The sequence below is a fragment of the Aliiroseovarius sp. CAU 1755 genome (assembly GCF_054482655.1).
This window is the reverse complement of the sequence record NZ_JBTLRH010000002.1, coordinates 492,280-504,420: the sequence shown is the minus strand read 5'-3', so window position 1 is coordinate 504,420 and position 12,141 is coordinate 492,280. Positions and strand designations below refer to the sequence as shown.

At 59.1% G+C, this 12,141-nt stretch carries 8 protein-coding genes; 4 read left to right on the top strand and 4 right to left on the bottom strand.

Annotation, left to right across the window (positions count from 1 at the left end; genetic code table 11):
- Positions 1-6: 6 nt before the first annotated feature.
- The 3 genes from ACXYMP_RS09555 to ACXYMP_RS09545 form a co-directional block, all read right to left on the bottom strand.
- Positions 7-2,418, bottom strand: coding sequence for a c-type cytochrome (locus ACXYMP_RS09555; protein ID WP_458905896.1), 2,412 nt, complete (start codon positions 2,416-2,418; stop codon positions 7-9).
- Positions 2,419-2,456: 38 nt separating this feature from the next.
- Positions 2,457-2,777 carry a hypothetical protein gene (locus ACXYMP_RS09550; protein WP_458905894.1) on the bottom strand — a complete coding sequence of 107 codons (321 nt, stop codon included), beginning with the start codon at positions 2,775-2,777 and terminating at the stop codon, positions 2,457-2,459.
- An 87-nt stretch (positions 2,778-2,864) separates the two neighbouring features.
- Positions 2,865-6,272, bottom strand: a complete 3,408-nt coding sequence (locus ACXYMP_RS09545) for an indolepyruvate ferredoxin oxidoreductase family protein (RefSeq protein WP_458905892.1) — start codon at positions 6,270-6,272, stop codon at positions 2,865-2,867.
- 141 nt (positions 6,273-6,413) lie between these two features.
- Here ACXYMP_RS09545 and ACXYMP_RS09540 point away from each other — a divergent pair, with 141 nt between their 5' ends.
- Positions 6,414-6,872 (top strand): Lrp/AsnC family transcriptional regulator, encoded by a 459-nt coding sequence (locus ACXYMP_RS09540; protein WP_298565295.1) that lies wholly within the window; start codon positions 6,414-6,416, stop codon positions 6,870-6,872.
- A 5-nt stretch (positions 6,873-6,877) separates the two neighbouring features.
- On the opposite strand, the gene glpD is transcribed toward ACXYMP_RS09540, so the two are convergent.
- Entirely contained in the window at positions 6,878-8,461 is a 1,584-nt protein-coding gene (gene glpD, locus ACXYMP_RS09535) for a glycerol-3-phosphate dehydrogenase (protein WP_458905889.1), read from the bottom strand.
- A gap of 120 nt (positions 8,462-8,581) precedes the next feature.
- Here glpD and ACXYMP_RS09530 point away from each other — a divergent pair, with 120 nt between their 5' ends.
- The 3 genes from ACXYMP_RS09530 to ACXYMP_RS09520 all read left to right on the top strand — a co-directional run bounded on the left by ACXYMP_RS09530 (position 8,582) and on the right by ACXYMP_RS09520 (position 12,131).
- Positions 8,582-9,340, top strand: a complete 759-nt coding sequence (locus ACXYMP_RS09530; RefSeq protein ID WP_458905887.1) for a DeoR/GlpR family DNA-binding transcription regulator — start codon at positions 8,582-8,584, stop codon at positions 9,338-9,340.
- 95 nt (positions 9,341-9,435) lie between these two features.
- Positions 9,436-9,894 carry a (2Fe-2S)-binding protein gene (locus tag ACXYMP_RS09525; RefSeq protein ID WP_458905885.1) on the top strand — a complete coding sequence of 153 codons (459 nt, stop codon included), beginning with the start codon at positions 9,436-9,438 and terminating at the stop codon, positions 9,892-9,894.
- A 2-nt stretch (positions 9,895-9,896) separates the two neighbouring features.
- On the top strand, positions 9,897-12,131 hold the full coding sequence (locus tag ACXYMP_RS09520) for a xanthine dehydrogenase family protein molybdopterin-binding subunit (RefSeq protein ID WP_458905883.1): 2,235 nt from the start codon (positions 9,897-9,899) through the stop codon (positions 12,129-12,131).
- Positions 12,132-12,141 lie beyond the last annotated feature (10 nt).

The window sequence follows — 12,141 nt, the reverse complement described above, 5'->3', positions numbered from 1 at the left end:
CGCTCCTCAGAAGCGTTTGAGAAAGGCGATAAGCGCGTGCTTGTCTTCGTCCGCGAGTTTGGTGCCGAAGTAATGCCCGCGATTGACGACGAAATCGGGACATTTGCTGAGTTCAAGAAGTGGTTCCACCAGATCAGCAAAGATCGCGCGGGCCTGTTCGTCGCTGGCATCGTCGGGCAACTCCTTCAGGTCGCGTTTGATCTTGATGATCAGCTTGGCAAGCTCAAAATCGTGGCCGATACGCTCCAGCAGGTCAGCTTGGTCCAGCCGGATATTGAGGTTTGCCAGAAGTCCAATGGGCGTGCCCGCAGGGATCGGACCAAGGACGATGTCGCCATCCAAATTGAACAGCCACGGCAGATCGTCGCGAAGCGGGGTCAAAAGTTTCACAAGGAAATCGGGCTGAAACCCTTTCGGCACGATCAGATAGCTCTGCTCGGTTGTGCGGTCGATCACGCCGGGCACCTTGTCGCCCAAGACGGTGTCGCGCAGGCGCTTTTCTGGCCAGAGCATTTTGGTGATACCGTCCTCGAACGCCTGCATCCTGCCATCGACTGACGGGTCCTGATTGTAGTACCCAACCGTGTTGTTCAGCAGATAGGGCGCGGTTGACCACAGGCTGATCAGCGACGGCACACGGGTATAGCCGCGGCCGCCTGCGGGCATTACGTAGTCATATTCCTCGCCCGTTTTCGGGTGATGTACCTTGATCGTCCCGACCGATGGCAGCGCTTTATAGGTGGAGGACGAGAAATTGTCCCAAATGTTGCCCTCAATCGCGTTGGTGGCCAGCGGGCTGCAGGCGTTGGTTTCGAGTACCGTCACCGGGATGCGCAGCTCGTTTGACAGGTAGTTGCCGTCAAGGAAGTCATCTGCATGCACGATCTCGCGCATCTCGGCCTTGAACGCGTCGGTCCGGGTCAGTTCACCATAGCGCTGGAAACAATCCAGATAACCGGGGCCGGAACAGCCGCCCGGCATCGCCTCATAGGCGCTTTCGGGCAGTTTCGACGAATGGCAGCCCGCGCAGTTTTCGGCAAAGATCGTCTTGCCTTGATCCAGCAGGGCGTCATCCTCGGTCAGATGCGCGTCGCCGCCGGGGGCGTCTTTCAAACGGTCGGGGCGCCCGGCCTTGAGGAAGTAGAGCGCCGTCAGGGGCGACTGATCTTCGGTCGCGCGCCAATAGGCCGAGTTCTTCTGCGCGGTCTCGATCTTGATCGGCGTGATGTCCTTCCCGCCCACAATCGGGTTGAAATGACGCGTCCATTCTTCGCTGAACAGCCCGATATTCAGATACACGCGGTTCAGCGCCCCAAGGGCACCCACGGAATCCGCCCCATCCTTCAGAACACGCGGGCTGAGGCTCAGGTCAGGCTCTTCGAAAAACTCGGTCAGCGGGCCTTCCGCGATGTAGTCCTGAAATTGCTTGTTGTCGCGTTCGCCGCCCTCAAGCCGCTCTTCGCCAAAGCGCCTCGCAACGGCAAGCCGTTCTTCAAGCAGATAGATCGCGTTCATCGTGCGCGGGTTGTTGATGTAATCCGGTGAAACCAGCGAGGTATCCAGCGTGCCGGGCCGCGCGGTGTGGATCAGTTGAACCATGTACTGACGCTTGTCCGGCTTCCACGCAAAGACCCGATCAAACCAGAAATACTGCGCGCCGACCGTGGCGTTCAGATTGTTCATGGCGGGGTTTTCGGGGTCCTCTGGCGGATCAATCGGGCTTGGGCCGACATGACAAAACGCGCAGGACATGCCGACGCGATAGGGACGCACGAGGTCGTCGTCGTTGTAGTAGTCGGGATCATTGTAGAAACGCTCCGCGTCCCAGCGGCTTTCGGCGCGTTCGTCGAATTCCGGGTTCGGGAACAGGCGCAAGCCCAGCACGCCGGTTGGCTCCCCGTAATAGGACCAAATGGGCATGTTGCGGCCCCGCGCGCCGATTTCGACGCCGGGATACTTCTCGGCGTTGGCGAAGGGGTCGGGCGCGCAATCGGGTTGGCGCACGTCCAGCCACAGCCCGTGGCGATCGGCGACCGGACCCGTGGCCTCGTCAAAGCATGGTTCGTTGATCAGACCCAGTTGTTCAAACCGATTGCTGCGTTTGGCTTCAAGGCTGGGATGTGACGACAATGTCTTGAGCAGATCGAACTGCCCGAACGTGTCCACCGTCAGCGTGTCCCAGAGCAGATCATTGCCGCCGGTCCAGACCAACCACATGTTGCGGCCCTTGATTTCATCCGGGCTCAAGGCAATCCCGTTGTCCATTTCGGCAAAGTAATCTTCGTCGGCTGGGGGGAATGTGGTTTCGTCGCGGCCCACCAGAAGGGCTTCGTCCCGCGGGCCTGAAAAAAGCTGCGCGGATGCAGAGAGCGGCACCAAAAACACGAGCAAAAAGCGAATTAAAATACGGAGTAACATGGGTAAACTCCTCAGTTCGGCGTATGAAAAAGAATCAACTAAAAGTGGCAAATAATAGCGTCATTGTCGGCGCAGATCGCCTTTTTTGCAACAGTTTCGACTTTTGCTGCGGATTGTTGAGCAAGTTTGGACAGTTGTGGCGGCTCGCTTCTTTGCGCGTCAAAATGCGCTGCGGCTTCGGAATCTGGTAAGGGAAATGATGCGCCCCGAAGGCTGTCACCTGACGGGTTGCGCCGACCGAAAAACAACGATCTGCCCAAGTTGCCCTCACAGCCATTTGGTCCCTGTCGGGTCTCCTGTCGCAGCGGGACCAACAAGGTGAGATCTTGTCCGTAACCAGAAACGATTTGCGGCGTCACAGATGACCTGTTGCGCGCCAATGCGGTCTTACAGTGGGATTGCCATGTGATCCCGCTGGAAAGGGAATGTGTCAGACCAAGGTGGCATCAACCTTGCAGTGCTTCCGCGACCTCGGACTGCGCCGCGGTGAAGGCGGATTGTCGAACCGGGCCGTAGCCACGGATCTCGTCCGCTGCGGCCAAGACACTTGCCCATTTGTCAGCGTTTTCCACCGAAAGCTCGGATTGCGCGCGATCAACCAGCGTTTCAAACCATGCCAGCGTGTCACGGTGCAATCGGGCCTCTGCATGATATCCGAACGGGTTGAGAGCCGATCGACGTAAGGATTTGAACCGCGCAAGTGGGGCCAGCACAGACCCAAGCCACGGCCCGAACGCATACTTCTTGGGGCGCCCGCGGGCGTCTTTGGCCCAGCTGATCAGGGGCGGGGCCAGATGATAGCGAAGCTTCGCCCCGTCGTCGAAAGTGCCCTGCAATGCGTCGTTGAATTGGGGGGATGTCATCAGACGCGCGACTTCAAACTCATCCTTATAGGCCATGAACTTGAACAGGTTACGCGCAATCAGTTGCAGCAACAGGTCAGGCGCGTCGGGATGGGCATCGCGAAACGAAGCCATACGATCTGCGTAGCGACGGGCATAGGCGTCGTCCTGATAGTCGCGCAGAAAGGCGGTGCGGCGCGCAATCATCTGATCAAGCGACTCGGTGCTCTGAGGGGCTTCAAGATAAGCTTGCAGATGGTCGGGATTGGCTTGCATGCAACGACCGATGGCAAAGGCCAGAAGGTTCTTGTCGATGGCCACCCCGTTTAGCCGGATGGCCTGTTGCAGCGCCGCTTGCGACACCGGCACCAAGCCCGATTGCCATGCAAACCCAAGCATGATGACATTCGCAAATACCGTGTCCCCCAGCAAGCTTTCTGCGGTGGCATTTGCGTCAAAGGCGCTCAGGTTCTCGGCACCCACCACCTGGCGTATCGCGTCGGCACGGCGATCAATCTCCAACGAGGCATCGCGGCGCAGCACCAGATCGCCGGTGGGCATTTCCGCGAGGTTCAAAACGACCTGCGTGCCGGGCTTGAAATGTGCCGACGCTTTTGGTGCTGAGCTGACCACGGCATCGCAGCCAATTACCGCGTCGGCAGATGCCTCTTCAATGCGGACCTGATGGAGTTGATCAGGCGATTGCCCCAACCGAATAAAGCTAAGCACTGTTCCGAACTTCTGGGCGAACCCGGTGAAGTCCAATACCGACGCGCCTTTGTTTTCAAGATGCGCAGCCATCGTGATCAGCGCACCAATGGTGACAACGCCTGTGCCACCCACCCCAGTGACCAGCAGGTCAAACGGGTCTTCAAGGGTGGGCAGGGTCGGGTCAGGCAAATGGTGTTCAATGGCTTCAGCGTCCAGTTTGACGCCTTTGTCCCGGCGCAATCGACCCTCGACGGTGACGAAGCTTGGACAAAATCCGTTCAGGCAGGAAAAATCCTTGTTGCACGACGATTGGTTGATCTTGCGTTTGCGCCCCAGTGGGGTCTGCAACGGCTCGACGCTCAGGCAATTGCTTTCGACCGAACAGTCGCCGCACCCCTCGCACACGAGGTCGTTGATAAAGGCGAAGCGTTTTGGGTCTTCCAGCGTGCCACGCTTGCGTCGGCGCCGTTTTTCAGTGGCGCAGGTCTGCTCATAGATCAGGACGGTCACGCCGCTGATGTCGCGCAGTTCACGTTGAACCCTGTCCAGATCTGCGCGGTCGTGGAAACTGGTGCCCTGCGGAAAGTCACGCCGCCTGAATTTGGAGATATCGTCGGACACAAGCGCAATGCGCCCGACACCTTCGGCGCGGCACGCATGCGCGATCCCGGTGACGCTGACGGGGCCATCGACTGGCTGGCCGCCAGTCATCGCAACGGCATCATTGTAAAGGATTTTGTAGGTGATATTGGCGCGTGCCGCGACCGCCTGCCGGATGGCCAGGCTGCCAGAATGATACCAGGTGCCTTCGCCAAGGTTCTGGAAAATATGCTTGCCGCCGTTGAATTTCGACGCGGCCACATGGGGCACGCCTTCGCCGCCCATCTGGGCGTAACCGACCGTTTGACGGTCCATCCAGCTGGCCATGACATGGCAGCCGATCCCGCTGGCGGCGGTCGAGCCTTCGGGGACTTTGGTCGAGCTGTTATGCGGGCAGCCCGAGCAGAAATAGGGGGTGCGTGTTGCGCCGGGAATGGCGATCAACTTGGGCGCAGGGCGCAGGGCTTCGGCCTTTTGAAGCAAGTTTTCGCCGGGAAACAACCCGTCAAGGCGGGCGGCGACCAGAGGCAAAAGCGTCAGGGGACTCAGCTCACCCGTCCATGGGATCAACGGGTCGCCTTGGCTGTCATGCTTGCCGACCATTTTGGCCGGCTTGGCGCCCGGCCAATCATAGAAATACTCCTTGAACTGGCTTTCGATAATGCCGCGCTTTTCCTCTATGACCATGACTTCCTGTTTGCCACTGACGAACCGTAACGCGTCTTGGCGGGCAAGTGGCCAAACCATGCCGACTTTGTAAATGTCGATGCCAAGGCGCCGGCAGGCGGCTTCGTCCAATCCTAAAAGGCGCAGTGCCTCCATCAGGTCCAGATGACCCTTGCCGGTGGTGACAAAGCCAAAGCGGGCGTCTTCGATGTCATATATGCGCCGGTCGATCGGGTTGGCGTCGGCGAAGGCGCGAACGGCGCGCAGCTTGTGTTTGATGCGAGTTTCAATTTCCGGGCTGGGAAGGTCGGCGGCGCGGACATGAAGCCCGCCTTCGGGGATGGAAATCTCGGGCAGAGCGAAGACCCGGTCAGGCGCGAGCTCTACGGTGCGCGCACTTTCGACGGTTTCCGAGATGGCCTTGAAGCCGACCCACGTTCCTGAAAAGCGTGACAGAGCGATGCCGTATTCGCCGAACTCAAGATACTCCGCGACCGAGGCCGGGTTCAGAGTGGGCATGAACCACGCCATGAATGCCACGTCGGACTGATGTGGCATCGACGAGCTGACACAACCGTGATCGTCACCCGCCACAACCAGCACGCCGCCTTTGGGGGCGCTGCCATAGGCGTTACCGTGCTTTAGCGCATCGCCTGACCGGTCGACGCCGGGGCCCTTGCCATACCAGATGGAAAACACCCCCTCGACGTCGCAGTCAGGGTCAAGCGAGGCCTGCTGCGCGCCAAGGACGGCCGTTGCACCCAAGTCTTCGTTGACCGCGGGCATGAAGGTCACCCGGTCGGATGTAAGCCGATCACCGGCGCGCCACAGCTCCAGATCCAAGGCCCCCAAAGGCGACCCACGGTAGCCTGACACGAACCCGGCGGTGTTCAGACCTGCCGCGCGGTCGCGCCGGGCCTGATCCAGAAGGATGCGCACCAAAGCCTGCGTGCCTGTCAAAAAGACACTGCCATGGTCCGCCAGATAGCGATCCTCTAGTTGATAGGGCTTAAGCGCCTGATGGGGGGATGGCATGGTCAAGGCTCCGATTGGGTGATGAACAGGTGAAATTGTAAGCCCTTTGGTCTGAAAAAAATTTCCATATCCGGTCGATATTGGGCTAAAATCGGTGATCTGATCCACTAGGGCGGCAAAATTCGGATGAATTGTTCAACAATGGAAATAGACAAAAGAGATCGCCAACTCCTTTCGTTTTTGCAGGCGGATTGCCGGATATCAAACGCAGACCTTGCAGCGTCGGTCGGGATGTCGGCATCGGCCCTGTGGCGGCGGGTGCGCGCCTTGGAAGACGCAGGCGTGATCGAGCGCTATGGGGCGATGGTGAACCCTCTGGCAATGGGGTTGAGCTTCGAGGCGATCGTGCATGTCCAGCTTGTTCGCCACGATCCCGAAAAGATCACTGAATTCGAACGTGCGATCGCGGACAGTCAGGATGTTCAGGAATGCTATGCGACCACCGGCAGCGCCGATTTTCATCTGCGCGTGCTGTGTCGCGATCTTGCGGCCTATAATGAATTTCTGGACGATTTCCTGTTTCGCCTGCCTGCAGTTTCAAGTGCGCAAACGAATGTTGTGTTGAAAGCGCTGAAACGCAACCGGCCAACGGCGACCTGATCTGTCTATGTGCTGGCGGATGGCGCCGCCATCCAGCGCTCCAACGCAGTCACTTCGGCGGCGGACATGCGAAGGCCCAGTTTGCTACGGCGCCACAGGATGTCTTCAGCGGTCTGCGCGAACTCCTCTGCCTTCAGCCACTTAACTTCCCGCTCCGTCAGGGTTGCCCCGAAATCTATGCCAAGCTCTTCCTTGGATTGGGCGCGGCCAAGCACGGTCCAGGCTTCGGTTCCATAGGCCCGGATCAGCCGTGCAGCCCAGCGGTCTGTCAGGAATGGATAGTCGGACTTGAGCCGCTGGAGGAGCGCTTCGACCCCGTCAACTGGGAAATCACCACCGGGAAGTGCGACACCAGAGGTCCAGGTCGCTGTAGGCTTCGCCAGATTGGGCGCAAGTTTGGCAAGAACGTTTTCTGCAAGCCGCCTGTAGGTGGTGATTTTTCCGCCAAAGATGTTGAGCACGGGTGCCCCGCCCTCTGCATTGATCTTCAGCACATATTCCCGCGTCGCGGCTGTTGCTGAACTTGCCCCGTCGTCAAACAGTGGGCGCACGCCAGAATAGGACCAAACCACATCTTGCCGGGTGATCGGGTCGCGGAAATACTGGTTGGCGAAGTCGATCAGGTATTGCTGTTCGTCCTCGGTGCAGACGGGTCGCGTGTCAGGGTTTTCATGCGGCGCATCGGTGGTGCCGATCAGGGTGAAATCAGTCTCATACGGGATCGCGAAAATGATCCGACCATCTTCGCCCTGAAAGAAATAGGCCTTGCCATGATCAAACAGCTTGGGCGTCACGATATGCGATCCGCGCACCAACATGACACGATCCTGAGAGGTGATATCCAGAACGTCTTCGATCATGTCGCCAACCCAAGGCCCAGCGGCGTTGATTAAGATCCTTGCCTTGTGATGCGTGGTTCTTCCGTTTTCGGTATCTTTCGTTTCTATGTCCCAGTGGTCAGCCCGGCGGGTGGTGCGTATGACCTGCGTGCGGGGTAAAATGCATGCGCCGCGTGCCACAGCATCGCGGGCGTTGAGCACGACAAGACGCGCGTCCTCGACCCAGCAATCAGAGTATTCATAGGCGCGTTCAAACTTCGTCTTCAGGGGCGCGCCTTCAGGTGTGTCGCGAAGAGACAGAGTGGTGGTGCCCGGCAGGATCTTGCGACCCCCCAGATGATCATACATGAACAATCCCAGTCGGATCAGCCACGCTGGCCGGCGGCCTTTCATCCAAGGCAGCGCAAATGACAGAAGTTTCGAGACGGGTGTGTCAGACTCAAACCGCATATCTTTATGATATGGAAGAACAAACCTCATCGGCCAACTGATGTGCGGCATGGCACGCAGAAGCGTTTCACGTTCGGTCAGCGCTTCGCGCACCAGCCGGACTTCAAGATACTCAAGATACCGAAGTCCGCCGTGAAAGAGCTTTGTCGAAGATGACGACGTGGCCCAGCCGAGGTCGTTCATCTCGGCCAGCGTGACGCTCAACCCACGTCCCGCGGCATCGCGCGCAATTCCGCAGCCGTTGATGCCACCACCGATGATGAAGATATCGCTGATCGTCTTTTTGGCCATGTCAGGCATGGGTCGCCCCGCTCGGAAAACGTCATCTGAGTTATGCGCCGATTCCCACAAGAAAGAAAGGAAAAGACTTTCGTTACTGTTCGTTTTGGCGCAACCTGCAACCGTCTGTAAGGAGCGACCATGTCCCAAACGCTGCGCATTCCTGAGATTCTTGAATTGGCCCGGCGCGACGGGAAGGTCTCTGTTGTTGGGTTGGCTGCGCATTTTGGCGTCACCTTGCAAACCATCCGGCGCGATCTGAGCGACCTTGCTTTGGACGGGCGACTGAAGCGTGTGCATGGTGGTGCGATCTTGCCCTCAGGCGTCGCTAATATCGCCTACGAAGAGAGGCGCGCGCTGAACCAGACTGGCAAGTCGCGCATCGCCCGTGCGGTGGCGCGGCTCATCCCGAATGACTGCGCCCTTTTTCTGAATATCGGCACCACAACCGAGGCCGTTGCGGCCGCGCTGATCCATCACCAAAAGCTGTTTGTGGTCACCAACAACACCAATGTCGCGCAGATTCTGTCCGCCAACCCAGACTGCCAGGTGGTCGTGACAGGGGGGGTAAGGCGGCCTGCCGATGGTGGATTGGTCGGCGAACTGGCGGCGCGACTGGTGCGCGATTTCAAGTTTGATTATGCGGTGATCGGGTGTTCGGCGCTGGATGCCGACGGGGATGTGCTCGACTACGACTTGCAAGAGGTCGTGGTCAGTCAGGCGGCGCTGTGTCAGGCGCAGCAAGCGATCGTTGTGTGCGACCACACCAAACTGGCGCGCGCGGCCCCTGCGCGGATCGCGTCGCTGAGCGATCTGGATCTGGTTGTGACGGACACCGACCTGCCCGGAACGCTCAAGCGCAGGTGCAAAGACTGGCGCACCGAAATCATGGTTGCGTGAGAGAAGTTTATGTGGTCACTATTTATGACTGGCGGTCAGTTAGTGGCGCAACCTGACATCACGCGTCCCCCTGAAGCAGATCAAAGAAGCACGCAATGAAGCTTTCAGTGAACGGCACAATTCATGAACTGGCAGTCGAAGATGACATGCCACTTCTTTGGGTTTTACGCGACGAGCTGGGCTTGGATGGGCCAAAATATGGCTGCGGTGTCGCAGTCTGTGGCGCCTGCGCGGTGCATTTAGATGGCGTCGCGGTCCTGTCATGCCAAGTTCTTGCCGCTGACGTGGAAGGTTCGGTTACGACAATCGAAGGGTTGGGCGATCTTGCCGAAATGCAAGCTGTTCAAGCTGCATGGCTTGAACATCAGGTCGCGCAGTGTGGGTATTGCCAAAGCGGGCAGATGATACAGGCGGCAGAGCTTCTGGCAAATACAACGTCACCAACGGATGCCGATATTGACGAAGCCATGTCCGGAAATCTGTGTCGCTGCGGCACCTATCCACGTATCCGCGCGGCCGTCAAAACGGCGGCGCAAAACCTGAAGGGGGCGTGATCGTGGGACGTGCTGGAACCATCGCCCGTCGCTCTTTCCTTGTCGGGTCGACCGCGATTTTGGGTGGGGTGGCATTTGGATTCTATAAATACAAACAACCGTTGGAAAACCCGCTTCTTGACACGCTGGCCGAGGGTGAGGCGGCGCTGACGCCTTATGTCTTGATCGACGCGGAAGGGATCACCCTGATCACACCGCGCGCGGATATGGGGCAGGGGGCGTATTCCGTTCAGGCGGCTTTGATCGCCGAGGAACTGGATGTCGATCTGAACCAGATCAAGGTTGATCCCGGCCCGCCCTCAAAGGCCTATTATAATACCGCCCTTGCGAACGATGCCGTCCCGTTCCCATCGACCAACCAAAGTGCTGCGGCCAACACCATGCGCGGGACCGTCGATTTGGTGATGAAGCTGATGGGCGTCCAGCTCACCGGTGGTTCGACCACCGTGCCTGATGGGTATGAGAAGCTGCGCGTCGCAGGGGCCGTTGCGCGCGAGACATTGAAAGCCGCTGCCGCCGAACAAACGGGTCTGGCCACCACTCAACTGAAAACCGAACGCGGCGCGGTCGTGCTGCCGAACGGCAAGCGCATTCCCTATCAGGCGCTGGCTGCCAAGGCCGCCGAGATCAAGCCCGTTACAGATGTTGTGCTGCGCCCGTCAACCCAATGGCGGCTGGTGGGCAAGCCCATGCAGCGCGTTGATATGGCGGCGAAAACCACCGGCACGCAAAGCTATGGGATCGATATGCGGATGGAGGGCATGGTTCATGCCGCCATCCGGCTAAACCCGCGCAAGGGTGGCGAGGTCATCAGCTTTGACGCCAGCGAAACTGAAGGGATGCGCGGTGTGCAAAAGGTTATCCCCGTCACCGGAGGGGTGGGCGTGATTGCCGACAACACATGGCGCGCCTTTCAGGCTGTGGATGCGATCGACGTGGAATGGGGTGACGCGCCATATCCTGCCGAACAGGACCAGCATTGGCAGGTTCTTGCAGACACGCTTGACAGCGGCGATCAAGATGCCCGGCCACGCGACGATGGTGATGTGGACAGCATGCCCGTGACGATCAAGGCTGAATACCGCGCGCCCTATTTGGCGCATGCACCGCTGGAGCCGCTGAATGCCACGGTTCGGGTCACAAGCACCCGCGTTGATGTCTGGACCGGAAACCAGATCCCACGCATGACACAAGCAAATGTTGCCAAGATCACAGGTGTGCCGGTCGATAATGTGCATGTGCATATCCTGATGATGGGCGGCAGTTTTGGGCACCGGCTTGAAGATGACGTTGTGAAACGCTGTGCAGAACTGGCGATGGCCTTGCCGGGCACGCCGGTCAAGCTGACATTCAAGCGCGAAGAGGACACCGCCCAGGACTTCACCCGCCCCATTGCGCTGATGCGGGGCCGCGGGTCAGTTGAGGCGGGGCACGTAACGTCGATGGATATTCGCGTCGCGTCTCCGTCGATCTTGGACAGCCAGATGGGCGAGCGGCAGGGCATGGGTTTGCCGGGGCCGGATGCGACCATCACACAGGCGCTTTGGGATCAGCCCTACGCGATTCCGCACTATCGCGTGACGGGCTACCGGTCGCCAAAGTTGGGCCCGGTCAGTTCGTGGCGGTCAGTCGGGGCGTCGCAAAACGGGTTCTTTCACGAGAATTTCCTGAACGCTTTGATCCACGAGGCTGGGGCCGACCCGGTCGAGGAGCGCCTCCGCCTTATGACGGATGAGCCGTCGCGCAAAACACTTGAGGCCGTAGCCGAGATGTCAGGTTGGGGCGGCGCGCTGGGCGCAAACAAAGCCCGCGGCGTAGCCTTCTGCCTGTCCTTCGGCACCCCCTGCGCGCAGATTATCGAGATCACCAATGGCGAGGATGGCATCAAGCTGGACAAAGTCTGGGTCGCCGCCGAAGTCGGCCGCGTCATTGATCCGGTGAATTTCGAGAACTTGGTGCAGGGCGGCGTGATCTGGGGGCTTGGCCACGCGATCAACAGTCAGATCACCTATTCCGACGGCATGGCCGAGCAAGACAACTACTACGATTTCGAAGGTTTGCGCATTTATCAAACCCCCGAAATTATGGTGCGTGGCTTGGAGAACCGTGACCACGTCACAGGGGTGGGCGAACCGCCCGTGCCACCAGCCGCGCCCGCCTTGGCCGAGGCGATTTTTCAAGCCACCGGCACCCGCCCGACCGAGATGCCATTTGCCAATAGTTTCACTTTCGTCTGACCGCCTAGCC

Bases quoted from the DNA above. Each gene is read 5' to 3' on its own strand.
- ACXYMP_RS09555 (WP_458905896.1), bottom strand. From the start codon at position 2,418: ATGTTACTCCGTATTTTAATTCGCTTTTTGCTCGTGTTTTTGGTGCCG.
- ACXYMP_RS09540 (WP_298565295.1), top strand. From the start codon at position 6,414: ATGGAAATAGACAAAAGAGATCGCCAACTCCTTTCGTTTTTGCAGGCG.
- ACXYMP_RS09545 (WP_458905892.1), bottom strand. From the start codon at position 6,272: ATGCCATCCCCCCATCAGGCGCTTAAGCCCTATCAACTAGAGGATCGC.
- glpD (WP_458905889.1), bottom strand. From the start codon at position 8,461: ATGCCTGACATGGCCAAAAAGACGATCAGCGATATCTTCATCATCGGT.
- ACXYMP_RS09530 (WP_458905887.1), top strand. From the start codon at position 8,582: ATGTCCCAAACGCTGCGCATTCCTGAGATTCTTGAATTGGCCCGGCGC.
- ACXYMP_RS09525 (WP_458905885.1), top strand. From the start codon at position 9,436: ATGAAGCTTTCAGTGAACGGCACAATTCATGAACTGGCAGTCGAAGAT.